Source organism: Meridianimarinicoccus aquatilis, assembly GCF_004358675.1.
Lineage (GTDB): Bacteria > Pseudomonadota > Alphaproteobacteria > Rhodobacterales > Rhodobacteraceae > Meridianimarinicoccus > Meridianimarinicoccus aquatilis.
Genome location: NZ_SMZO01000047.1, coordinates 1 through 23,932, shown reverse-complemented (window position 1 = coordinate 23,932; position 23,932 = coordinate 1). Strand labels below are relative to the sequence as shown.

Annotated in this window: 16 protein-coding genes; 9 read left to right on the top strand and 7 right to left on the bottom strand. The window is 57.7% G+C overall.

What is annotated here, in order from left to right; translation table 11 throughout:
- The first annotated feature begins 24 nt into the window (after positions 1 to 24).
- The 4 genes from E2L05_RS16020 (at position 25) to dld (ending at position 6,140) form a co-directional block, all read left to right on the top strand.
- On the top strand, positions 25 to 1,074 hold the full coding sequence (locus E2L05_RS16020) for a TRAP transporter substrate-binding protein (RefSeq protein ID WP_133343882.1): 1,050 nt from the start codon (positions 25 to 27) through the stop codon (positions 1,072 to 1,074).
- Between the two features lie 108 nt (positions 1,075 to 1,182).
- Positions 1,183 to 3,249, top strand: coding sequence for a TRAP transporter large permease subunit (locus E2L05_RS16015; RefSeq protein ID WP_133343881.1), 2,067 nt, complete (start codon positions 1,183 to 1,185; stop codon positions 3,247 to 3,249).
- A gap of 12 nt (positions 3,250 to 3,261) precedes the next feature.
- Positions 3,262 to 4,449, top strand: coding sequence for an alpha-hydroxy acid oxidase (locus E2L05_RS16010; RefSeq protein ID WP_133343880.1), 1,188 nt, complete (start codon positions 3,262 to 3,264; stop codon positions 4,447 to 4,449).
- On the top strand, positions 4,446 to 6,140 hold the full coding sequence (dld, locus tag E2L05_RS16005; RefSeq protein ID WP_133343879.1) for a D-lactate dehydrogenase: 1,695 nt from the start codon (positions 4,446 to 4,448) through the stop codon (positions 6,138 to 6,140). The genes E2L05_RS16010 and dld overlap by 4 nt, the downstream gene beginning before the upstream one ends.
- An 8-nt stretch (positions 6,141 to 6,148) precedes the next feature.
- Here the strand turns inward: dld and E2L05_RS16000 are convergent, their stop codons facing one another.
- Positions 6,149 to 8,458 carry an ATP-binding response regulator gene (locus E2L05_RS16000; protein WP_133343878.1) on the bottom strand — a complete coding sequence of 770 codons (2,310 nt, stop codon included), beginning with the start codon at positions 8,456 to 8,458 and terminating at the stop codon, positions 6,149 to 6,151.
- Between the two features lie 100 nt (positions 8,459 to 8,558).
- On the bottom strand, positions 8,559 to 9,728 hold the full coding sequence (locus E2L05_RS15995; RefSeq protein WP_133343877.1) for an RsmB/NOP family class I SAM-dependent RNA methyltransferase: 1,170 nt from the start codon (positions 9,726 to 9,728) through the stop codon (positions 8,559 to 8,561).
- Between the two features lie 202 nt (positions 9,729 to 9,930).
- On the opposite strand from E2L05_RS15995, the gene E2L05_RS15990 reads away from it, so the two are divergent.
- The 4 genes from E2L05_RS15990 (at position 9,931) to gap (E2L05_RS15975) (ending at position 16,724) form a co-directional block, all read left to right on the top strand.
- Positions 9,931 to 11,058, top strand: a complete 1,128-nt coding sequence (locus tag E2L05_RS15990) for an efflux RND transporter periplasmic adaptor subunit (protein ID WP_133343876.1) — start codon at positions 9,931 to 9,933, stop codon at positions 11,056 to 11,058.
- A 4-nt stretch (positions 11,059 to 11,062) separates the two neighbouring features.
- A complete protein-coding gene (locus E2L05_RS15985; protein WP_133343875.1) occupies positions 11,063 to 14,182 on the top strand; it encodes an efflux RND transporter permease subunit in 3,120 nt (1,039 codons plus the stop codon).
- A gap of 230 nt (positions 14,183 to 14,412) precedes the next feature.
- Complete coding sequence (gene gap / locus E2L05_RS15980; RefSeq protein WP_133343874.1) at positions 14,413 to 15,417, top strand: type I glyceraldehyde-3-phosphate dehydrogenase; 1,005 nt, start codon at positions 14,413 to 14,415, stop codon at positions 15,415 to 15,417.
- Between the two features lie 299 nt (positions 15,418 to 15,716).
- Positions 15,717 to 16,724, top strand: coding sequence for a type I glyceraldehyde-3-phosphate dehydrogenase (gap, locus tag E2L05_RS15975; RefSeq protein ID WP_133343873.1), 1,008 nt, complete (start codon positions 15,717 to 15,719; stop codon positions 16,722 to 16,724).
- A gap of 62 nt (positions 16,725 to 16,786) precedes the next feature.
- On the opposite strand, the gene E2L05_RS15970 is transcribed toward gap (E2L05_RS15975), so the two are convergent.
- The 4 genes from E2L05_RS15970 to E2L05_RS15950 all read right to left on the bottom strand — a co-directional run bounded on the left by E2L05_RS15970 (position 16,787) and on the right by E2L05_RS15950 (position 21,558).
- The gene (locus tag E2L05_RS15970) at positions 16,787 to 17,236 is read right to left on the bottom strand and encodes a lipocalin family protein (RefSeq protein ID WP_243722017.1); all 450 of its coding nucleotides are present in this window, start codon (positions 17,234 to 17,236) and stop codon (positions 16,787 to 16,789) included.
- 80 nt (positions 17,237 to 17,316) lie between these two features.
- Positions 17,317 to 17,481, bottom strand: a complete 165-nt coding sequence (locus E2L05_RS15965; protein ID WP_133343871.1) for a PLD nuclease N-terminal domain-containing protein — start codon at positions 17,479 to 17,481, stop codon at positions 17,317 to 17,319.
- A 743-nt stretch (positions 17,482 to 18,224) separates the two neighbouring features.
- Entirely contained in the window at positions 18,225 to 20,402 is a 2,178-nt protein-coding gene (uvrB, locus tag E2L05_RS15955) for an excinuclease ABC subunit UvrB (protein ID WP_133343869.1), read from the bottom strand.
- A 103-nt stretch (positions 20,403 to 20,505) separates the two neighbouring features.
- A complete protein-coding gene (locus E2L05_RS15950) occupies positions 20,506 to 21,558 on the bottom strand; it encodes a Gfo/Idh/MocA family protein (protein ID WP_133343868.1) in 1,053 nt (350 codons plus the stop codon).
- A gap of 241 nt (positions 21,559 to 21,799) precedes the next feature.
- Between E2L05_RS15950 and E2L05_RS15945 the strand changes: the two genes are divergently transcribed.
- Positions 21,800 to 22,111 carry an ETC complex I subunit gene (locus tag E2L05_RS15945; RefSeq protein ID WP_133343867.1) on the top strand — a complete coding sequence of 104 codons (312 nt, stop codon included), beginning with the start codon at positions 21,800 to 21,802 and terminating at the stop codon, positions 22,109 to 22,111.
- Positions 22,112 to 22,786: 675 nt separating this feature from the next.
- On the opposite strand, the gene E2L05_RS15940 is transcribed toward E2L05_RS15945, so the two are convergent.
- Positions 22,787 to 23,932: IS1634 family transposase (locus tag E2L05_RS15940; RefSeq protein ID WP_133343866.1), on the bottom strand; the 1,146-nt coding region annotated here is incomplete at its 5' end.

Here is a 23,932-nt window from a genome sequence, read left to right as displayed (position 1 = left end):
CCGAGTACCATTGGAGGAGACCCCATGAAAAAGACCCTGACGAGCCTTGCCGTTGCCGCGAGCGTATTTGCGGCACCAGCCCTTGCCGCTGACAAATTGCTTCTTAAAACGCCCATCGCATTCTCGACTGCGCTGCCCGGTTTGGGGTCGCCGATCCCGCGCGTGGCTGAGCAACTGGACGTAATGTCTGGCGGTACATTGAAGATGAAAGTCTATGAGCCGGGCAAATTGGTTCCCCCCTTCGAAATTCTTGATGCCGTCTCCTCGGGCAAGATCAATTCGGGATACACGACTGCCGGTTATTGGGCGGGCAAAATCCCAGCTTCGCCGCTGTTCTCGGCTGTGCCATTTGGGCCTGAAGCGGGCGAATACATGGCGTGGCTGTACTATGGCAACGGTCTGACGCTTTATCAGGAAATGTACGATCAGGCGGGCTATAATGTGCACGTCGTTCCGTGTGCAATTATCGCGCCTGAAACCTCGGGCTGGTTCGCAAAGGAAATCAACTCGCCAGAAGATCTTGAAGGCCTCAAGATGCGGTTCTTCGGTTTGGGCGGCAAAGTGATGCAAAAGCTTGGCGTTGCAACATCTCTGCTTCCGGGTGGCGAGATTTTCCCGGCACTTGAAAAGGGTGCGATTGATGCCACCGAATTCTCGATGCCTGCAATCGATGCGCGCCTTGGGTTCCACAAGCTGGTGAAGTTCAACTACTTCCCCGGTTGGCATCAGCAAGCGACCATTTTCGAAGTTCTTGTGAACAAAGACGTCTGGAACGAAGCCAACGAGGCACACAAAGCAATCATCGAGACCACGTGCAAGGCGTCAATGGCCGACAGCTTTGCCGAAGGCGAAGCAATCCAGCACGCGGCGCTGATCGACAACGTTGAAAACAACGGTGTAACCATCAAGCAGTGGTCGCCTGAGATGCTCGAAGTGTTCCGGAGCACATGGCAAGAAGTTGCGGACGAAGAAGCCGCAAACGACGAATTCTTTGCCAAGGTTCTGGCCGACATGACCGAGTTCCGGGATGGCTACACCCTTTGGAAGCAGAACGCTTTCCTGCCACGTAAGTAAAAAGTAGCGACAAACGGTCAGAGTTTCCTCGCGCGGTTACTCTGACCGAGCTTTCCCACAATGTGGACAAGATGAGGTGCCCCTCGGGGCAATCGGAGGAGATTTGACATGCCCGACCAGTTTGACCCGACCAACGACCCGGTCGAGACATATGAAAAGATCCTTGAACACCCCGAACACGATCGGCAACCGTTTGCTGTTTTGCTCGACAAAATAGTGAAAACCATCGGGCACGTGGTGATGTGGACCAACCTGCTGCTGATCGGTGCGATCTTCTCGCAGGTGGCGCTTCGCTATGCGTTGAACCAGAATTATCCCAAGCTTGATGAGATTCAGTGGCATTTCTACGGGCTTGTTACCATGGTCGGTATTTCCTACGCGCTGGTGACTGACAGCCATGTGCGTGTTGACCTTGTCCATATGCAGTTGAGCCGCCGCACCCAGAGGATCATTGAGATCGTCGGGATCCTGACCCTTCTGGTGCCATTTATTTACCTGATGATCGATCAGGGCTCCGATTACTTTTTCGAAAGCTTGCGGGTCAACGAACGATCCGACAGCCCCACCGGTCTTCCCGCGCGTTGGGCGTTGAAGGCGGTCATACCGGCAAGCTTTATTTTGCTGGGCCTCGCTGCTTTGGCGCGCCTGATCCATGATTTGCATGGTCTTTGGATGAACCCCGAACATGAACGCACGGGCGCGAAGCTGCGCCGGGTTTTGCTGGTTCTGTTCTGCTTCGCCGTTGTTGGAACCGCGCTGACCTTCCTCGTCGAAACGACAGAGGAAAAGCTGGTTATCGCGATGTTCCTGACCTTCATCGCGCTGCTGTTCTCTGGCTATCCGGTGGCTTGGGTACTGGCCGGGGTCGGGGTTGCCTATTGCGGGCTAGCCTTCTTGTTCGACAATGATCTGATGCTCTGGACGGGGCTGGAAAGCACCTTTACCGGGCTTGATTATCTGACCCTGGGTGCGGTTGTGAACCGTGTCTACGCCACGATGTCCAATGCGGTTCTTGTTGCTTTGCCGATGTTCATCTTCATGGGGTTGATGCTGGACGAAAGCGGCGTGGCAGAGCGGCTTATGACCTCCATGCAGCGCCTGTTCGGAACTGTGCGCGGCGGCCTCGCCATTACAGTCACCCTGATCGGGATCATCTTGGCCGCATCGACCGGGATCATCGGGGCATCGGTTGTTCTGCTGGGTGTGCTTTCGTTGCCGTCAATGATGCAGCAGAAATACTCGCCTGAATTGGCTGCTGGTGTGGTGTCAGCGTCTGGCACGTTGGGCATTCTGATCCCGCCGTCGATCATGCTGGTCATCATGGCCGATCAGATGGCGCTTTCGGTGGGCGACCTGTTCATGGCGGCTGTGTTCCCCGGTGTCATCATCGGAGTTCTTTACCTGCTTTACATATTTATTCTGGCGCAGGTGAAACCTGATGTCGCGCCCGTCCCTGACGGGGCCAAACGACCGGATTGGGCGGCTGTGCGCGATGTTCTGATCGCTGTCGTTCCGACGCTGCTGCTGATCCTGTCGGTGCTGGGGTCGATCTTTGCCGGGCTGGCAACGCCAACCGAAGCGTCAGGGATTGGCGCGCTTGGTGCGACGCTCCTTGCCATCGGCTATCGCAAGCTGAACTTTTCAAAGCTGTGGAATGTTCTGGTCTCAAGCTTCAACACGACAGCCTACATCTTTGCGATCTTCCTTGGTGCCACTGTCTTTTCCTATGTGCTTCGCGAACTTGGCGGTGACGAGTTGATCGAAAGCGTTGTCGAAGGCACGGGCCTTGGTCCCAACGGAACGGTGCTGTTCATCCTCTTCATCGTCTTCCTGCTCGGTTTCGTTCTTGACTGGATCGAGATCACGCTGATTGTGCTTCCGCTGATGCGCCCGATTGTCAACGGACTGGGATTGGACATTCCGGGCTTCGGCGTGCTGGATGAACCTGCTCTGGTCTGGTTCGTTATCCTTGTCGCCGTGACGCTGCAGACCAGCTTCCTGACCCCGCCGGTCGGTTTTGCATTGTTCTATCTTAAGGGCGTGTGCCCGCCCGAGATTGGGCTGATGAATATCTATCGCGGCATCATCCCCTTCGTTCTGCTGCAACTCACAGGTCTGGCGCTGGTGTTCTTGTGGCCGGTTCTTGCGACCTGGCTGCCCGCCGTCGCCTATTGATCGGAGGAAAGTATGCGTCTCAAGGATTGTCACAACTTCCAGGACTTTCGCCGCTTGTCACAGCGTCGGTTGCCGGGGCCGATCTTCAACTACATCGATGGCGGTGCGGATGACGAAACCACCTATCGGCACAATACGCGGGCATTCGATCAGTGTGATTTGCTGCCGTCCGTGCTGACCGGTGTGTCTGACGTGGACATGTCGGTCACCGTGATGGGGCAAAAGTTGGCCATGCCGTTCTATTGTTCGCCCACAGCTTTGCAGCGGCTGTTCCACCATGAGGGGGAAAGAGCCGTTGCAGCCGCGGCCGAAAAATACGGGACCATGTTTGGTGTGTCCTCGCTCGGTACGGTGTCGTTGGAAGAGCTGCGCAAGAAGCATAAGACGCCGCAGGTTTATCAGTTCTATTTCCACAAGGATCGCGGTCTGAATTCCGCAATGATGCAGCGCGCCAAAGAGGCCGGAGTGGATGTCATGATGCTGACCGTGGACAGTATCACCGGCGGCAACCGCGAGCGTGACTTGCGCACCGGGTTTTCGATTCCGTTCCGCCTGACGTTGGCAGGGATGATCCAGTTTGCGATCAAGCCGATGTGGGGGATCAACTATGTCACGCATGAGCGCTTTCGCCTGCCGCAATTGGAAGAGCACGTCGACATGAGCGGCGGGGCCAGTTCCATCGGCGGTTACTTCTCGGAAATGCTGGATCCGTCGATGAACTGGGACGATGTCGCAGCGATGGTCCGCGACTGGGATGGGCAATTCTGCCTCAAAGGCATCATGACCGTGGAAGACGCACGCCGTGCGGCTGAGATCGGTTGCACAGGGATTGTTCTGTCCAACCATGGTGGCCGTCAGCTTGACGGGTCACGTGCCCCGTTCGACCAATTGGCCGAAATCGTGGACGCGGTCGGGGACCGTATTGATGTCATGATGGACAGCGGTATTCAGCGCGGCACTCATGTGCTCAAGGCGCTGTCGCTTGGGGCCAAGGCGGTCGGTGTCGGGCGGCATTACCTTTATCCTCTGGCCGCAGCGGGGCAGGCGGGCGTTGAGCGTGCATTGCATCTCATGCGGGCTGAAATTGAACGGGATATGAAGCTGATGGGGGTAACCCGCATTGATCAGTTGAACCGGGATAACCTGCGTTTTCGCAATGAATCGCGAGAGCAACAGCCAATCGGGAGGCCCGCAGCATGACCAATTCAGCTTTGATAGACAAACTGCGCAGCGTTGTTGGTCGCAAACATGTTCTGACTGGACTGCGAGCGACCGAACGGTTCCGGCGCGGCTTCCGCTCGGGCGAGGGCGAGGCCCTTTGCGTCGTGCAACCCGGCACGCTGCTGGAGCAATGGCAGGTTTTGAAAGCCTGTGTCGAGGCAGACAAGATTGTCATTATGCAGGCAGCCAATACCGGGCTGACCGAAGGATCCACACCGAGCGGCAGCTATGACCGGGATGTGGTTCTGATCAATACGCGACGCATGGACAAGATCCATACGATCAATGGCGGCGAGCAAATCATCTCGTTTCCCGGCTCGACCTTGTTCGCGCTCGAAGAGCTGTTGGCGCCACTGGGGCGAGAGCCGCATTCCGTCATCGGGTCGTCCTGCATCGGCGCTTCAATCGTTGGCGGCGTGTGCAACAATTCGGGCGGCTCACTCGTGGAACGCGGCCCGTCTTATACCGAACTGTCGCTGTACGCCCAGATCGATGCCGAGGGTCAACTGTCATTGGTCAACCATCTCGGTATCGACCTCGGTGACACACCGGAAGAGATGCTTGCCCGACTCGAAAACGGAACGTTCGATGACGTTCCGCCTGCGACGAACCGCAAGGCGTCTTCTAATGACTATGCGGCGCGCGTGCGCGATGTGGATGCCGAAACACCGGCCCGGTTCAACGCCGACAAGACCCGCCTGTACGAAAGCGCGGGATGCGCGGGTAAGCTGGGCGTGTTCGCGGTTCGGCTGGATACCTATGCCAAGCCGGAACGCCAGACGACATTCTATGTTGGTACCAATGATGTGGCAGATCTCACCGAGCTGCGCCGCCATATCTTGGCAGAGTTCGAGACGCTTCCCGTGTCAGCCGAGTATATGGAGCGCGAAGTGTTCGACATTACCGAACGCTATGGCAAGGATACCGTGATGATGATCGACTGGCTGGGCACCGCACGGCTGCCAGCTTTGTTCGGTATAAAGGGGGCGGTCGATGCCCGTTTGCGCAATGTGCCCGGACTTTCCAACCTGACGGACAGGGTGTTGCAACTGGTTGCGCGGGTGGCGCCGCGGGTGCTGCCCAAACGGATGATGGATTTCCGCGACCGCTATCGTCACCACTTGATCTTGAAGATGCGTGATGGCGGCATCGATGAAGCCGCGAGATATCTGTCGGGACCATTTGCGGCACGCGGGGGCGATCATTTCGTTTGTTCAGACCGTGAGGCGAAATTGGCGGGCTTGCACAGATTTGCTGCGGCCGGGGCCGCCATCCGGTACATGGCAATCCACAAGTCCGAGGTTGAGGATATCATTCCACTCGATATCGCGCTTCGCCGAAATGACCGCGATTGGTACGAGGTGCTTCCGCCCGAGGTTGAAGAGCAGTTGGTGCACAAACTCTATTATGGGCACTTTATGTGCCACGTGCTGCATCAGGATTACGTGGTTCGAAAGGGTGCCAACCCAAAGGCGCTTAAAGCGTCTTTGCTGGCATTATGTGACACGCGCGGGGCAGAATACCCGGCAGAGCACAATGTTGGCCATCTCTATGCTGCAAAGCCCGATCTTGCGGCGCACTACCAGTGCTGCGATCCGACGAATTCGTTTAATCCGGGGATTGGGAAGATGTCCAAAGTTCGGAACTATGGTCTGGAAGCAAATGGCTAAAGCTAATTTCAGTGAAACTGCCGCTGCACGGTGGTGGTCAATTCTTGCAACGAAAACGGCTTGGGGAGGAATATAGAGTTTGGAATCTGAGCCTGATGATCGCTCAGCGCATCCTCAGCATAGCCGGAAACAAATACTACGCGTGTTCCGGGGCGCTCTTTCAAAGCCTCCCGTACCCAACTGGGCCCGTCCATGCCGGGCATGACGACATCTGTGACAAACACATCCACTTCAAGCGCCAGATCCTTGAGTTGTTCAAGGGCTTCCTCTGCATTTTCAGCTTCGATGACTGTGTAGCCGCGCATGCGCAGAGCTCTTGAAGCAAAAGCACGGACAGAGGTTTCATCTTCAACCAACAAGACAACACCATCAGCATGAGACACGGGTTCAGACGCTTCTGCTTCTGGTTGGGGCTTGTCTTCCTCAACGGCGGCAATTTTTGAAGGGAAATACAGCGTAAACGTTGTGCCGCCGCCCGGTGCACTATCGGCGAAAATGAATCCACCCGTTTGCTTGACGATCCCATACGCAGTCGAAAGCCCTAAACCTGTTCCCTCGCCTGTCTTTTTCGTGGTGTAGAATGGCTCAAATATCTTCTGAAGGTTTTCGTCTTTGATCCCACACCCCATATCCCGGACCCGGACAACAGAGTAATTTCCTGGGGGAATGATTGCGCGGTCACGGCGCAATTCTGTTTCCAACCAGACGCTGGCGGTCTCAACTGTAATCTCGCCGCCATCGGGCATGGCATCGCGGGCGTTCACGACCAGGTTCATGATCACTTGCTCAAGCTGGCGTTTGTCGACCCGGATAGGCGGGACGACATCTTCATGACGAAGCGAGAGTTTCACGGTTTCGCCCACGAGACGACTGAGAAGGTGCGTGAGGTCAGACAAAACTTCGGGAAGATCGACAGTTTCGGGGGACAGCGTTTGCTTGCGCGAAAATGCGAGCAGTTGACCGACAAGACTGGCCGCGCGATTGGCGTTTTGATTGATTTGAACAAGATCGCCGTAAGCCGGATCCCCTTCGTCATGCCGCAACAAAAGCAAGTCGCAATGCCCTGAAATGGCCGTTAGCAGGTTGTTGAAATCATGGGCGACACCGCCTGCAAGCTGCCCGATGGCTTGCATCTTCTGACTTTGAACGAACTGCGCTTCGAGTGTTTTTAGTTCCGTCGCATCCGTGAGAACAGCCAGAAGAATTGCCTCACCCTGTTCTTCGACTGGCTTCAATGTTACCTGCACGAACCGATCACAGCCGTCTCCGCGCACTTGAAGAAATTCGGATGGCGACGGCGCGTTGCCAGAATGCGCGTCCTGTAGCCAATCGGTTATGGGGCGACCTAGGCCGGACAGACCCTCGCCAAGGGGCGTCCCCACTGGCAGATCGCGCCCCAACAGATCGCGTGCGCCTTGGTTGCAAGCCACCACGCGGCTGTCGACGGCGACTTTGATCATGGGCACCGGCAACGTGTCAAAAAGCAACCGCGCGCTCGGGCCGCCTCCGATCTCGGGCGGCAAGAAGTACACTTCCTGGCATGGAACGTCCCCGCGTGCCTCTGTGCTGTACAATCGAAAGCTCACAGGGCCGTTGCACGTGTCGATCCGGCACACATCGCCTGTTTCAAATCCGCCGCTGCCCAGCAATTGATCCATGGTTGGCGGCACCGTGCGCCCGATCAGGCGGGTCATCGCAGGGTTGGCCGCCAAAACATCGCCGTCGCTTCGGATGACAACCATTGGAAGATCAATCTCGCTTGCGCCAATATCAGCCCTAGATGGCATCAGATTTTCGGCGCGCCAGAGATAAAAATCGTGAGGATCAGCCACGACAGAGACGCGAACATGGCCGCGATGGCTGACGCGATCTGCCCGCGCGCTTCCGCGTATGGCAGCGTCTTCCATCAAAGTTCGGATCGTCTTGAGAGGGGTGGCAAACAGGCCTGAAAAAGACGACGAGACATGCCCACTTGGTACGAGTCCAAGTTTTTCGACTCCCTCGCAATTACTGCGCAGGACCCGCCCGGTTGAGTCGGTTACCGCCATTGCGACCTCCTCGGCGGCCATCAACGCATCTAACATAGCGAGACGCGTAAGCTTGCGACGCCAATCCAAAAAGCGACGCGCACCAAAGACCAGTGCGGCACCCAAGGTGCCACAACCTGCTGCAAGCAAGCCAAATTGAACCGTGCTGTTTCCTGAAACGAGACCGCCGAGGATCAAAGCGGCCCCCAGAAAGGCAACATGTCCCTCGTTCAGCGCCGGAAAAAACCGTGCGACCGGGGGATGGCGACGCAATTCAGCAGCCTGTTCCATGAATGCTCCCATGACCTGACCCAAACACACATATGTCAGCGTCAGTTAACCATGGATTAATCCAGAAACGACAAAAAACACAACCGGAGGTAGCTAAAATCTAAGGAGCTATCAATTCGGCGAAGAAAAACCCATCCCCGCCATCGGCTGGTGTGAACTGACGTGTTACGGTGCCGGTCCAATCCGGGTGCCGGGCCAGGAAACCCGCCACTTGCGCCCCATTTTCCTGTGCCAACATTGAACAGGTCACGTAGATTAGCCGACCGTTTGGCAAAACATGACGCGCAGCAAGGTCAAGGATTTCCCCCTGTAGGGCCGTCAATTCGGTCAAACGCTCGGGGGTGAGCGCCCACTTGCCCTGTGGGTCCCGCCGCCAGGATCCGCTCCCCGAACAAGGGGCATCGACCAACACCGTGTCAAAACCGCCCTCGCTGGCAAGGTTGCCCGGCTCAACGCAGCGCACTGCCAGCCCGGCGCGCGCAGCGCGGGCGGGCAAATCCGCCATCCGGCGCGGTGCCGCATCATGGGCCACCAATTCGGCCCGCACCCGCGCACCAATTGCCAGAGTTTTACCACCGCCCCCTGCGCAGTAATCCAAGAAACGGCCACCCTCGGGCAGAGGAACAAGATCAGACACGGCCTGCGACGCCGCATCTTGAAATTCAACGGCCCCCGAGAGAACCGAAGGGTCATTGCGCAACCTCCGTGCCCCCGACACAACTTCAAGCGCTGTTGGCGACAATGGGTGTGGTTGCGTCTCACTTCCGGCAGCCGCCAACTGGGCTTGCACCTCGGGAAGGGTGGTCCGGCGGGTGTTGACGCGTAAATGCACTGGCGCGCGGGCTTGCAGTGCTGCCATCGCCGCCGCTGCCGCCTCTTCCCCAAGGCTTGCCTTGAATTCAGGCCACAGCCAATCCTGACAATCCAATGCTTCTGCGCCCTCGGAAGGGGCTGTACCAGCGGCTTTCTCTTCGTCGCTTAGTGGTGCGGGTCCATACCCAACACCAGAAAAGACCGACTCCAGATCAGTTTCATCCGCCCGGGCGAGGCCGATCATGATGCCGCGCCCTGTTTGGGCACCGCCTATGGCGGCGAGTGACCGACGGCGGCGCATCGCATCATAAACGAGATCCCGGATTGCAGCCCTGTCCTTGGACCCGGCAAATCTGTGCCCGCGCGCCCACACGGTCAGCGCCTTCTCTGTCGGCGCGCCGGCCAAGATGTCATCCAACAGTTCAATCGCTGCGGCGACGCGCGCTGCGGGGGTCATTGGCGCGACTCTTTTGGCGTGAAACGGGTCATATTGGGCAAAATCCTGTGTGTCGTGGGCTTTGCGCCTGCGTATAGTGGGACGCTCAAGATGAAAAGTCGCGTTGGACCTATGATATAAAGTCAATATCAGGTCATAGTGACCGCACGTTACATCTGGCGCGGGTATCGCCGCCTGATTTCTGCTGAAGAAAGGACCCTCTATGCCGCGCTCTCTGTCCACAGCGTTTACGACCCTCTTGATCGTGCTCTGTCCCCTGACCGGGTACGCCCAGACCGGCGAAGCAAGCGCCCCACGCGTCTCGGTTGCGGCGGCAGTGACAGAGGATGTGGTGCAAGATGCAAGTTTTATCGCTCGGGTCGAAGCGATAGACAGTGTGGACTTGGTCGCGCGTGTGACTGGTTTTGTTCAAAATGTCTTGGTCAAAGATGGTACAGAGGTTTCAACCGGTGACGTTCTGTTCCGAATTGAGCCGGAACAATATGATGCTATCGTCGCCTCACGGCGCGCTGACCTTTCGCAAGCAGAAGCCAATTTGACGCTGGCCGAGATCGAATTGGATCGCAATAGAACGTTGGTCGCCCGCGAAGCGGTTGCGCAGTCGGAGCTCGACCGCGCACAAGCCAATGAAAAGGTCGCTGTGGCCCAAGTGAAGGCGGCAGAAGCTGCGCTTTCACAGGCCGAGCTGGACCTGAGTTATACGCGGATCACCGCGCCGTTTGACGGGCGCATCGGGCGCATCGGTGCCAGCGCGGGTGAGCTGGTCACCCCGTCAAGCGGGGCACTCGCCACTCTGGTCAGCGAAGCTCCGATCTACGTCACATTCTCTCTTGGAGAGAGCGCCTTGTACGACGTCATGCAAGCCACGCTGGCTGCGGGCGGAAGTATCGGGGCACCAAACGGACAGATCAGCGTTACGGTGCGACTGCCCAACGGCACGGATTATGGCGAGACTGGCACGCTTGCCTTTGGTGACAACCGCGTTGACCCGACAACCGGCACGCTTGCCGTTCGGGCAAAGTTCGAAAATGCGGACCGTCTGTTGGTTGACGGTGCATTTGTCACAGCCCGGCTTGCCGCGAAAAAGCCGGTTCAGATGCTGACAATCCCACAAGCCGCCGTTCAACGCGACCAGCGTGGGGGGTTCGTGCTTGTGGTTGGTCCCGAGCAAACGGTTGAGCAGCGCTATATAACCACGGGGCAGCAAGTTGGCACTTCCATCGCGGTCGAGGATGGCCTGCAAGAAGGCGAGACAGTCATCGTAGAGGGCTTGCAACGTGTGCGTCCCGGTGTCCCCGTCGAAGCCGTTCTCGCAGGCAGCGGGAACTGAACCTATGTTTTCATCAATCTTTATCAGCAAACCAAAGATGGCAATGGTCATCTCTTTGGTGCTCAGCATCCTCGGGGCGATCGGATACATGGCCCTCCCGGTGGAGCAGTTCCCCAACATCACACCACCGGTCGTATCTGTTACCGCCAACTATACAGGCGCCAATGCCGAAACTGTGGAATCCACTGTCGCAGCCCCCATCGAAGCTCAGGTGAACGGGGTCGACGACATGATTTACATGTCGTCGGACAGCAATGACAACGGCGGCTATTCATTGAGTGTGACATTTGAGGTTGGCACCGACCCCGATATTGCGGCGGTCAACGTGCAAAACCGTGTCGCCCAAGCCTTGGCCAGTCTGCCCACTGAAGTGACTGATAACGGCGTTGTCACGCAAAAGGCGGCAACCAACATGTTGATGGTCGCGGTCCTCGATAGCCCGAATGGGACCTATGACGAGGTGTTCCTGTCGAACTATGCCTCGATCAACCTTCGCGATGCCTTGTCTCGGGTCCCCGGAGTGGGGCGTGCGGACGTGATGACAGACTTCGCCTATGCCATGCGAATTTGGATGGACCCAGAGCGGATGGCCAGCCTTGGCCTGACGCCGAACGATTTGATCAGTGCGATCCGGGATCAGAACCTTGAAGTGTCCGCTGGACAAATCGGGTCCCCCCCGGTGCCGGGCGATCAGCAGTTTCAATATACGATCACCGCCAAGGGCCGTTTGACCAGTGCGGCCGAATTTGGTGATATCATCGTGCGCAGCGGCGAGGCCAGCGCGCTTGTTCGGTTGCGCGACGTGGCGCGAGTGGAACTTGGCTCTAGTGCGTATTCTGCATCGGGCCGGTTCAGTGGAAACCCTGCAACGGTCCTGGCCGTCTATCAGGCGCCCGGCGCGAACGCGCTTGCCGTCTCCGAAGGTGTGCTGGCCGAGTTGGAGCGCCTGTCGGCGACCTTTCCGGACGATATTCGGTATTCCGTACCGTTCAACAGCACCAGCTTTGTCGAGCAGTCTTTGAATGATGTTGTGGAAACGCTGATCATCGCCTTTTTGCTGGTCATTTCGGTGGTGTTCATCTTCTTGGGGAACTGGCGCGCCACGATTATCCCCGCAGTGGCGATTCCGGTGTCGCTCATTGGGACATTCGCGGTCCTTATGGGGCTCGGAATGTCGCTCAATACGATTTCGCTTTTCGCACTGGTTCTTGCCATCGGCATCGTGGTGGATGACGCCATTATTGTGGTCGAAAACGTCGAAAGTATCATGGCACGAGAGGGCGTGCCGCCCGCAGAGGCAACGCGCAAGGCCATGGGCCAGATCACGGGTCCGGTTATTGCCACAACGCTGGTGTTGCTGGCCGTGTTCGTACCCGTGCTTTTTATGCCAGGCATCACCGGGGAATTGTTCTCGCAATTCGCGATCACCATTTCGGCCGCTGTGGTCATCTCTTCAATCAACGCGCTGACCTTGTCTCCGGCTTTGTGCGCGCTTTTACTGCGTCCGCGCAGCGGAAAGTTGTCGGGCCCGCTTGCCCTGTTCGAACGCGGGATCGACACGGTACGCTCGGGATATGTCGGTATCGTGCGCCGTATCGCCCGGATCGCTTCGCTCAGCCTTGTGGCTGTGGCGGGCATCGTTGTTGCCATGGTTGTCCTGATGGACCGCGTGCCAGCAGGGTTTTTGCCGCTGGAAGACAACGGGTATCTGTTTGTCGATGTGCAACTGCCCGATGCGGCATCGTTATCGCGCACCGATGGAATTACCTCGCGGGTTGAAGCCAAGATTCTGGAACTTGGAGGCGTTTCTGACACCATCCTTGTGAACGGATTCAGTATGCTCAGCGGGTCTGGGTCCAACGGGGCCATGATCATCGTAACGCTGGACCCATGGGATGACCGAACGGCACCAGAGCAGTCCGCCAATGGCATTCTCGCGCAGATCCTTGGGATCGCGGGGCAGGAGGCCGCCGCAAGTGTCATCGCTTTCAACCCACCGCCTATTTCCGGTCTCGGTATGAGCGCCGGGGTCGAGATGAAGGTTCAGCAAACAGGCGGCGGAGATGCGCAGGACTTGTCTTCAAGCATTGGCAGCCTTGTCTATGCGGCGAACCAAGCGCCGGAAATTGCGCAAGCCTACACAACCTTCCGGGCCAATGTGCCGAAATACTTTGTCGATCTGGATCGCGAAAAAGCGCGCACACTCGATGTTGCCGTTGCCGATGTGTTCGGGACGCTTCAGGCGTATATGGGGTCGTACTACGTGAACGATTTCAACCTGTACGGTCGCGTCTATCAGGTCATGCTTCAGGCCGACGGCGAGTTCCGGACCACCGTGGATGACATCGGGGCGCTGTATGTCAGGAGCAATGAAGGGAAGATGGTTCCGCTAAGCACATTGATGAACGTTGAAAATGTCCTCGGCCCCGTGCTGCTGAATCGATACAATATGTTCCGCTCGGCAACGGTCACCGCTGTCCCTGCCGAGGGGTATTCCACCGGCGATGCGATCCGAGTGCTTGAAGAACAGGCCGCCACCGCTCTTCCCCCAGGGTACGGCTATGAATGGACCGGAACGGCCCAGCAGCAGCTTGAAGCGGGGGGAACTGTGCAGATCATTCTCGGTCTTGCCCTGCTGTTTGGATACCTTTTCCTCGTGGCGCAATACGAGAGCTGGACAATGCCGATCGCAATTTTCATGTCTGTTACGGTCGCGCTGTTAGGGGCTGTCTTGGCGGTTTGGATCACAGGGAGCGATATCAACCTTTACACGCAAATCGGGATGATCATGCTGATCGGCCTTGGTGCAAAGAATGCGATCTTGATCGTGGAATTTGCGATGGAACAACGCGCCGCAGGTCTGAGCAGGATCGAGGCCGGGCTTCAGGGGGCCGGTCAACGGTTTCGCGCCGTTTTGATGACTGCTTTGTCATTCCTGCTGGGAGTTGTTCCGCTGTTGATCGCCTCTGGTGCCGGGGCGGCTAGCCAAAAGGCGCTGGGCGTCGCGGTCTTTGGCGGCATGCTGGCTGCCACGGTTATCGGGCTCATCCTTATACCGCTGTTGTACATGATCATGCAGGGGCTGCGCGAGTGGGTGAAGGGCACTCCTGCGCCAACCCAATAACAGAATCGCAAGGCTCGCCCGATCACATTCGGGCGGGCGATTTCTGCGATGCAGCATGATCGTTGCCACCTCACGCAAGACCAGCGAAAACGATAGCGCGCACGTTGGCGCTAACGTGTCACGTTTTGCGCTATCATGTTCTGTTAATTATAAAAAACTCTTCTCGCGCAGTGTATGCAAGTGTATGCAGCATGCAACACAGCCCGCCGAACTTGCTTGAGGAGAGTTTCATGACGATCACGATTGGCATCAACGGTTTCGGCCGTATCGGCCGCTGCACGCTTGCTCACATTGCCGAAAGCGCCCGCAATGACGTTCAGGTCGTAAAGATCAACGCGACCGGCCCGATTGAAACAAACGCGCACCTGCTGAAATATGACAGCATCCATGGCCGTTTCGGCGGTCAGGTTCGGGTCGATGGCAACACACTTGATCTTGGCCGTGGGCCGATGGAAGTGTTCTCGACCTATGATCCGCAGGAATTGGACTGGTCCGGGGTTGATGTGGTGATGGAATGCACCGGTAAATTCAACGACCGTGATGCGGCCGCAGTTCACCTTGGTCGCGGTGCAAAGCGGGTCCTCGTTTCAGCCCCGGCAAAGAACGCGGATAAAACGATTGTTTATGGCGTAAACCACCGCGAGCTGCTGGCCGATCACCACGTGGTGTCAAACGGGTCTTGCACCACCAATTGCCTTGCACCGCTTGCCAAGGTTCTCAATGACGCGATCGGAATCGAAAGCGGGATCATGACCACGATCCACAGCTACACGGGCGATCAGCCAACATTGGACCGACGCCACAAGGATTTGTATCGTGCTCGCGCGGCGGCGATGGCGATGATCCCGACCTCGACCGGGGCCGCAAAGGCGCTCAAGGAAGTGCTTCCTGAGCTGGAAGGAAAATTGGACGGCACGTCGCTTCGTGTGCCAACCCCGAACGTGTCCGCTGTCGACCTCACGTTCCGCGCCTGCAAGGACGTCACAGTCGAAGATGTAAACGAAGTCGTTCGCGAGGCTGCACAAGGGCATATGGGCGCGGTGTTGTCCTATGATCCGGAACCCAAGGTCTCCATCGATTTCAACCACACCACGCATTCGTCAATTTTCGCACCTGACCAGACCAAGGTCGTCGGTGGCCGTATGGTGCGTGTTCTTGCATGGTATGACAACGAATGGGGCTTTTCCTGCCGCATGGCCGATGTCGCAGGCGCGATGGGCCGCCTGATGCACTAAGACACTAAAAAGACCTCTAGCTTACAAGGCTCCGCCTAAGTGCGGGGCCTTTTTGTGTTCACGGGCGTGCGGATGTTCAAATGCGAATGTCACATGGTCTATCGGCTTTTTATCATGGCATCGCCGTGTTTCACGCATCAAACCGAAACAAGGATCGTTCAAGCCGTCAACTGAAGCAATCCGCGTCAGCAGAGTGACGTTAAAGCGCCTATCGGCAGCGCGCTGAATTGCAAGACTTGACCTGAAAGCCCTTTTGAGAGAGTTAGCGATAACACTGCCAAACAGGCTCGGAGGATTTCATGACGATCAAACTTGCGATCAACGGCTTTGGCCGAATTGGACGAAATGTACTGCGTGCGATTGCCGAAAGTGGTCGGACCGACGTCGAGGTCGTGGCGATCAACGATCTGGGTCCGGTAGAGACCAACGCGCACCTGCTGCGCTTTGACAGCGTTCACGGCCGCTTCCCCGGCGAAGTTACAACCGGCGAGGATTGGATCGACGTTGGCCGCGGCCCGATCAAGGTCACCGCGATTCGCGACCCGCGCGAACTGCCTTGGGCGGGTGTGGACGTGGCGCTGGAATGCACGGGCATTTTCACAGCGCGCGACACTGCCGCGCTGCACTTGGAAAACGGGTCATCCCGCGTTCTGGTGTCTGCCCCGGCGTCTGGCGCTGACAAGACAATCGTTTATGGCGTGAACCATGACACGCTGACCGCCGAAGACACAGTCGTTTCCAACGCATCGTGCACCACGAACTGCCTGTCGCCTGTGGTCAAAGTGTTGAACGATCTGGTGGGGATCGAGTGGGGCTTCATGACCACGATCCACAGCTATACCGGCGATCAGCCGACGCTGGATACCATGCACAAGGATCTTTATCGCGCCCGCGCTGCAGCGATGAGCATGATTCCAACGTCAACCGGCGCTGCAAAGGCTGTCGGTCTGGTGCTGCCGGAACTCAATGGCAAGTTGGATGGCGTCGCTATTCGCGTTCCAACCCCGAACGTTTCGGTTGTGGATCTGACGTTCCAAGCCAGCCGTGACACGACGCCCGAGGAAATCAACGATGCGATCCGCGCTGCTGCTGCCTCTGGCCCGTTGAAGGGTGTTCTGGGCGCGACAGACGACAAACTGGTCTCGATGGATTTCAACCACGACAGCCACTCGTCGATTTTCGCGACAGATCAGACCAAAGTGCTGAACGGTCGCAATGTGCGCATCCTCAGCTGGTATGACAACGAGTGGGGCTTTTCTTGCCGCATGGCGGACACAGCAGTTGCCATGGGCAAACTTATCGCCTGATCGGTTATCAGGCTATGACACGAAAAACGGGGCGGGTTTTCCGCCCCGTTTTTATGTCCGGGTTATGGTATTGGCTGCTCTGTTTGCAAAAGCTGTTTGGTGTCATAACCATTGGCACGCAGAACAGAGAGCGCTGCTTGCCATCGATCGTCGGGGATTTGCGGGGTCCGGGCCAACACCCAGCCTGCCTTGCCAGACGGAACCCCCACCACCGCAGTGTCATAGGCTTCATCGACCCACAGCACCCAGTAAGGCGCGCGCACGAACGGCACGCTGTCAAACCGTACACGCAGTTTGCCCGGCGCCTCGATGTCGGCGCTGCCAACGACCTGTTTTACCGGGCCGTCCGGCGTCTCGTCCCGGCAGGTATTCACCACGCTTATGGTGTCGGGCCCGGTTACGCCGTATTCGGCTGTCGTCGCCGTGCAACCACGTTGGAACGACACGGGGAACCGCGCAATTTCGTACCACAGCCCGGCATAGCGCGTGGGGTCGATTGCTTGGGCCGTCATTGGGGTGTCAGTGTCGCGATAGACAGTTCCGCATGCAGCCAAGCTGACACAAAGTGCAAGCAACAGTCCCCGTTGTGCGATCATTTCGGACCTGCAAGATACCAAGCGACAAAGCCGATGACGGGCAGGAATGCGATGAGCAGAACCCAAAGGACTTTCTTGCCGGTATCTGCGTTCGAATTGATGACTTTCACGATGGCATAAATGTCAGCGATGAAAATGATGAGGCCGAGGATGAATTCCATGACGCGTGCTTCCTTTTACTAACTGGTAACCCAACCCCGCTGAGCCGTTTTGGTTCCGGTTCACTTGGCTGACAGGGGGCGAGATGCGTCCAACACTTTCATTTAGCATATCTTTTGTGGCAAGGGCGCGATCTCGTCCCAGCACGTTTTTCTCCAACACGTCGGGCCAAAAATTCTTTAGGGCTTTTGCATATTTCTTGGTTCTTCACGCAGATGGTTAACGGGCGGGGCAGGGCGGGCACCCTGAGGCATGTTCAGCCTATGCCCTTGCCGTGCCGCTTCAACCCAAACGATAGCGCACAGCCCCCGCCAATTTGGATCGCACTAAAACGATGCTACGATATGGCGGGTCAAAATTTATCAAATCAAAAGTTAACCCCTTCTTAATGCTTGTGGAATGGCAATAGGGTGGCGTGGCGTCGGTTAGAAGGGTCGCTGTTACTTATAGTTACGAGAGCAAAGTCCAACGCGACGGGTCAGGGTGACGTGATCACCCAGTGCCAGGCGAGCGCCGCTGCACGCCTGACCGTGATTTGCAAGTTCACGCCCACCACCCCGCCGGTTCCGCCGCCCGCAGAAGCACCGCTAATGCTGGTCGGCATCGGTGCGCTGGCCATGGTGCGTCGCGCGAAGCGGAAAAAGCTGAATCTGGCGGATTCGGCGTCACCTTCGCCTGACGGCATCGGACTCAGACAGATTGACGGAAAACGCGCCCAATCCCGGCGCGTTTTTTTGTCTAAGATCTACTTCTTGCCGCGCCGCTTTACCCCGCCGCGCTGACCCGGACGCCCGGCCGTGGACCTGCCCGACGCGTTGACAGCGTCTTCGGCCGCCTTTTCCACCGCTTGTTGGCGCGCGAGCGGGTCGTCATGGATGGCAAGGTCAACCGCCTCTAGGCGTTTCACCTCGTCCCGCAGGCGGGCGGCCTCTTCGAACTCAAGGTTCTCGGCTGCTTTGCGCATGTCGGTTCGCAGACCATCGAGATGCGCCTGAAGGTTCGCGCCCACCAAGGGCTTGTCCACCTTGGCGGTGACGCGCGACATATCCGTGTCGCCTTTGTAAACGCCCGCCATTACATCGCCGATATTCTTTCGAATGGTCGCCGGGGTGATCCCGTGTTTTTCGTTATAGGCCACCTGCTTGGCGCGGCGGCGGTCTGTCTCGCCAATGGCGCGTTCCATCGAGCCGGTGATCCGGTCCGCGTACATGATGACCTTGCCTTCGACATTGCGCGCCGCGCGCCCGATCGTCTGGATCAGCGAGGTTTCAGACCGCAGGAACCCTTCCTTGTCGGCATCCAGAATGGCAACCAGGCCACATTCCGGAATATCGAGTCCCTCACGCAAAAGGTTGATCCCAACCAGCACGTCAAACGCTCCAAGCCGCAGATCGCGCAAAATCTCGATCCGTTCAATCGTGTCGATATCTGAATGCATGTACCGCACGCGAATGCCCTGTTCGTGCAGGTATTCCGTCAGGTCCTCGGCCATGCGCTTGGTCAGAACAGTCGCCAACACGCGAAATCCATTTTGCGCGGTCTTGCGAATTTCATCCAGCAAATCATCGACCTGCATGGTCACTGGGCGAATTTCGACCTGTGGGTCGATCAGGCCAGTTGGGCGGATCACTTGTTCGGTGAAGACACCGCCGGATTGGTCTATCTCCCAAGCTGACGGCGTTGCTGATACAAACACCGATTGTGGGCGCATCGCATCCCACTCTTCAAATTTCAGCGGGCGGTTATCCATGCAGGACGGCAGCCGGAACCCGTGTTCGGCCAGCGTGAACTTGCGCCGATAGTCGCCCTTGTACATCGCGCCGATCTGCGGGACCGACACGTGGGATTCGTCCGCAAAAACAATGGCATTGTCGGGGATGAATTCGAACAGGGTGGGGGGCGGTTCACCCGGCGCGCGGCCTGTCAGATAACGCGAATAGTTCTCGATCCCGTTGCACACACCCGTGGCTTCAAGCATCTCAATGTCGAAATTGGTGCGCTGTTCCAGCCGCTGTGCTTCGAGCAGGCGACCATCGGCAACCAACTGGTCCAGCCGCTGACGCAATTCGCGTTTGATCTGCACAACTGCCTGATTCATCGTCGGGCGCGGCGTCACATAGTGGCTGTTGGCATAAATGCGGATCTTGTCAAAAGTACCGGTCTTCTCGCCCGTCAGTGGGTCGAATTCGGTGATGCTCTCCAACTCTTCTCCGAAGAAGGAAAACCGCCATGCCCGGTCTTCAAGGTGCGCCGGGAACACCTCAAGTACGTCGCCGCGCACCCGGAAACTGCCCCGCTGAAACGCAGCGTCATTGCGGCGGTATTGTTGGGCCACAAGGTCGGCCATCATCTGCCGCTGGTCGTATTCCTTTCCGACCACGATATCCTGCGTCATGGCCGAATAGGTTTCGACGGACCCGATGCCATAAATGCAAGACACCGACGCAATGATGATCACATCATCACGTTCCAGAAGCGCACGGGTGGCCGAGTGGCGCATCCGGTCGATCTGTTCGTTGATCTGCGATTCTTTCTCGATATAGGTGTCGGACCGCGCCACATAGGCTTCGGGTTGGTAGTAGTCGTAGTAGCTGACGAAATACTCTACCGCGTTGTCCGGGAAGAAACTTTTGAATTCGCCGTAAAGCTGGGCCGCCAGTGTTTTGTTTGGCGCAAGGATTATCGCGGGGCGCTGCGTTTCTTCAATCACCTTGGCCATGGTGAAGGTCTTGCCGGTCCCTGTGGCGCCCAACAACACCTGATTTTGCTCGCCGCTTCTTACCCCGTCAGACAGCTCTGCAATGGCAGTGGGCTGGTCGCCCGCTGCCGTATACTCGGTATGCATCACAAACTGCTTGCCGCCCTCAAGCTTTTCGCGCTCGGGCGGGGTTTGGTGTGCGTGGTCAAGATCGGTCAGGGCCATGGGGTTCCTTTCGCGGCTCTTGAATGTGCTTTTGCCCGTGCAGCTTTCAAGGGGCAAGCGTTGCAATTGCGCGCAACGCTGATTGTTCGCCCCGAAATAGGATTTAACCAGTGACGTTGACCACTCGTCCGGTCCGCGATGATGCTTCAATGGCATCTATCAGACGATGCGCAGCAAGTCCTTCGCGCCCGGTAACCATCGGTGGGCGACCGGTGTGGATCGCATCAACAAAATCCTCGATAACGCCTTGATGTAAATGATGCTTTGCGACAATTGGGCCGCCGTCTTCCTCATCCGCAACGCCGAAGTCTTGGGTCTCTTTCCGGCCATCGCGCCAAAACACGTCCAACCGGGCGCGCCCCAGCCGCAGGGACGCGTTCTCAAAATGCAGCGTCACCATTTCATGCCCGGCGGGAAAGGTTGCCGTGCTTGCGACAAGGGATCCGACTGCGCCCGAAGCGAACTTCAGCCCGGCGACTGCGAAGTCTTCTGCCTCCATCTTGTGCAAGGGGGTTGTTGCCGTCATCGCTTGCACCGTTGTGACCGGCCCTGTCAGGCTAAGTGCAAGGTCAATCGTGTGAATCGCTTGCGTGATCAGAACGCCGCCGCCGTCGCGCTCGTACGTCCCGCGCCCAAGTTCGTCGTAATAAGACTGCTCTCGCCAGAGCGGTGCCGCGATCTCAACATGACCGAGCAGCCCAAGCTGGCCCTGTGCGATATACCTCGCAGCTGCTTTGGACGATTCCTGCACCCGATGTTGGAACAGAATGCCAAGGGTAACACCTGCACGCTCGCAGATTTCGACGACTTCCATCGCTTCGTCAGCCGTGCGCGCCACTGGCTTTTCAAGCAAGATGTGCTTGCCTGCCTTGGCAAGGGTGTCAATCAGGTCAATACGTACGCTTGGCGGCGTTGCCACAATTGCCATTTTGATTTCGGGGTCGTTGGTCACGACGGACAGGTCCGAGGTGAAAACCGGCGCGTCGCCCTGCCACTTTTCCGCAAGGTATTCGGCGCGTTCCGGACGACGCGCGACGACTGCCCTAAGCCGCACGCGGTCTCGCGCGGCTGACAGCGCGGCCACATGAGTGGGGGCAATCATGCCGGCACCTATCAAGGCGACCCCAATGCTCGGGTGAATTTTTGGTACGCTCATCGTTTTCTCCCACTGCGGCGGTAACGGCTACCGCTTCACTTGAGGGACAGCTAGCAGGCATGCATATCCAATGTTAAGGCTATCTGCGTAAAATACGGGACAGTAGCGCAAGTGCGCGGCGCATAAAACTCCCTGCCAAACCGGCATGGTTTTTATAGGCGGAACAGCGTTCCAGCGACAGTTTTGTCGCTTCCCCAGATGCGGTTTATTATGGTAGCGACACGTCAAAAGGAGTTTCCGGATGCAGGCCAGAATTTATCGCCCCGCCAAGACGGCAATGTCGTCGGGTACCGCCAAGACCAAAAGCTGGGTATTGGAGTACGCGCCGGAAAGCCCTCGCGACGTGGACCCATTGATGGGCTGGACTGGCTCGTCGGACATGAACAGCCAGGTTCGGATATCTTTTGAAACCAAAGAAGCTGCAATCCGTTATGCGGAAGATCGCGGCATTGACGCCACGGTGATAGAGCCGAAAGCGCGCAAGGCGAATGTGCGCCCCCGCGGATACGGAGAGAACTTTGCGCCCGACCGTCGCGGCGCGTGGACCCATTAAGGATGTAAATCGGGATAAAGTTGTCTCGGATTCGGCACAAAGATCGCGCGAACATGGCGTGGAATCAATATTCCGTGTTGAATTGGGGGCGATGCACTATATTTAGTAGATCTCGGCGAGTAGTGGCGTGGCGGGCGTAGCTGCTCCAAATGACGCGCATAGTCTTGCCCGAACGGGCAAAGTGCATTCCAAATACGCCCAAAGCAAACAAGAGGCGGCCAAGCCGCCCCTTCTGCTATTGTTCGTGGCTTTCCTGATGGCTGAACCAAACCGTATGTTCGAATTCCGCTCCCACAGTGCCACTTGCCCTAGAGAAACTGTTCTCCCGATCCGTAGGCGCCGGGGATACTCCGTTGTTTTCGAGGGTTATGCGGTGCGGGCTGTTCACTGACCTATGTGCGCGGTCGGCCCAAAGCATTCTATCGGGGCCGGTATTCTCTGGATCTGATGACTGCGCCGATTTGGTGAATTATTTGCAAGACATTGGTGCAATTTGGTTTTTGCGAAACCATTCCCTGTTTTGAGCACAGTCTTGACCGGGTCGAGATGCGACTGGCGTCGAACCCGCAGCATCATGGGCGCAACAACGTGGCGAGCCCAAGTTCGACAGCAAATCGGCTAAATGATTGATATTGTTATGGCGGGGTTCGCCATTGTGTGACTACCAAACGGGCTTCAGGCGGGTTTTGGCAGGTTCAGGGTGTCGAAGAGTTCCAATTGTTCCGGTGTGATTGTCGAGAGCCCATCCAAAGTTCGCTCGCCAATGCTGGTTGTGTGGCGTTGAATGCGCTCGAGCAGATCGAGGGCGGTGCGCGGGCTTGCGCTGTGGCCTTTTGCTTTCAGGCGCATGCGCATGACGCGGTAGAGGACGAGAGCCAGGAAGCAGATCATGGCGTGGGCGCGGATGCGATCAGGCAAGCGGTGGTGGACCGGCGCGATCTCGATGTCGGATTTCAACACGCGGAAGCCGCGCTCGATGTCTGCAAGGCCCTTGTAGCGCGCGACGGCCTCGGCAGGGCTCAGATCCGGTGCGTTGGTGACAAGCGCGAGCTTGCCGTCAAAGAGTTCAGCCTCGGCGATGGCGTCTTCATTGACACTCCAGCTGAAGCGGTCTGCGTTGAGATCGGCCTTGAGGAAGCGCGTGAGTTCGGCTTCCGCGACGGCGCGGGTGAAGCGGCTATACGCCCCGCGGTCGGAGGCGCGGCGCCCCCTGGCGGTCTTTCCGGCATCTTGAGCGTCGAGCTTGCCGACCATCTTTTCGGCCATGGCGTCGAGCTCGGCGATGCGGGCGCGACGCCGATCGCCCTGTTCTGTGGCACGAAGCGGGTCATGGGCGACAATCAGGCGATGACCGGCAAAACGATCCTCGGCCAGCCCGCCCCCATCGAAGACCATGTTCCGGAATGTCTCGACCAAGTCACTGTAGCGGCGTGCCGGGACCGCGAGGATGAACTCCAGGGTTCGCCCGCCCTGCTCGGCGAGGGATGTCAGAGCTCCAATATTCTCGAGGCTCAGCAGCCCGCGGTCGGCCACCAGGATCACGCGCTCGATCGGGAAGCGCTGCAGGACAGTGGCCAGCATGGCCTGCAGAGTCCTGGTCTCGGCCACGTTGCCCGGATGCACGGTATGCATGAGCGGCAGCCCCTCGGCGGTCTGCACGACGCCGAGGACGAACTGGCGTGCGATGCCACCGGTCTCCTTGTTCATGCCATAGGCGCGGATATCGTCGTCGACCTCGCCTTCGCCGTGGATACGCACGGTGGTCAGGTCGTAGAAGACAACGGTCAGGTCCTGATCGACCAAGGGTCGGATCTGTTTGGC

What these genes read in the sequence shown, in the direction of transcription:
- E2L05_RS16015 (WP_133343881.1), top strand. Translation starts at nt 1,183, where the DNA reads ATGCCCGACCAGTTTGACCCGACCAACGACCCGGTCGAGACATATGAA.
- E2L05_RS15945 (WP_133343867.1), top strand. Translation starts at nt 21,800, where the DNA reads ATGCAGGCCAGAATTTATCGCCCCGCCAAGACGGCAATGTCGTCGGGT.
- E2L05_RS15950 (WP_133343868.1), bottom strand. Translation starts at nt 21,558, where the DNA reads ATGAGCGTACCAAAAATTCACCCGAGCATTGGGGTCGCCTTGATAGGT.
- E2L05_RS16010 (WP_133343880.1), top strand. Translation starts at nt 3,262, where the DNA reads ATGCGTCTCAAGGATTGTCACAACTTCCAGGACTTTCGCCGCTTGTCA.
- gap (WP_133343873.1), top strand. Translation starts at nt 15,717, where the DNA reads ATGACGATCAAACTTGCGATCAACGGCTTTGGCCGAATTGGACGAAAT.
- gap (WP_133343874.1), top strand. Translation starts at nt 14,413, where the DNA reads ATGACGATCACGATTGGCATCAACGGTTTCGGCCGTATCGGCCGCTGC.
- E2L05_RS15970 (WP_243722017.1), bottom strand. Translation starts at nt 17,236, where the DNA reads ATGACGGCCCAAGCAATCGACCCCACGCGCTATGCCGGGCTGTGGTAC.
- E2L05_RS15985 (WP_133343875.1), top strand. Translation starts at nt 11,063, where the DNA reads ATGTTTTCATCAATCTTTATCAGCAAACCAAAGATGGCAATGGTCATC.
- E2L05_RS16000 (WP_133343878.1), bottom strand. Translation starts at nt 8,458, where the DNA reads ATGGAACAGGCTGCTGAATTGCGTCGCCATCCCCCGGTCGCACGGTTT.
- uvrB (WP_133343869.1), bottom strand. Translation starts at nt 20,402, where the DNA reads ATGGCCCTGACCGATCTTGACCACGCACACCAAACCCCGCCCGAGCGC.
- E2L05_RS15990 (WP_133343876.1), top strand. Translation starts at nt 9,931, where the DNA reads ATGCCGCGCTCTCTGTCCACAGCGTTTACGACCCTCTTGATCGTGCTC.
- E2L05_RS16020 (WP_133343882.1), top strand. Translation starts at nt 25, where the DNA reads ATGAAAAAGACCCTGACGAGCCTTGCCGTTGCCGCGAGCGTATTTGCG.
- E2L05_RS15995 (WP_133343877.1), bottom strand. Translation starts at nt 9,728, where the DNA reads ATGACCCCCGCAGCGCGCGTCGCCGCAGCGATTGAACTGTTGGATGAC.
- E2L05_RS15965 (WP_133343871.1), bottom strand. Translation starts at nt 17,481, where the DNA reads ATGGAATTCATCCTCGGCCTCATCATTTTCATCGCTGACATTTATGCC.
- dld (WP_133343879.1), top strand. Translation starts at nt 4,446, where the DNA reads ATGACCAATTCAGCTTTGATAGACAAACTGCGCAGCGTTGTTGGTCGC.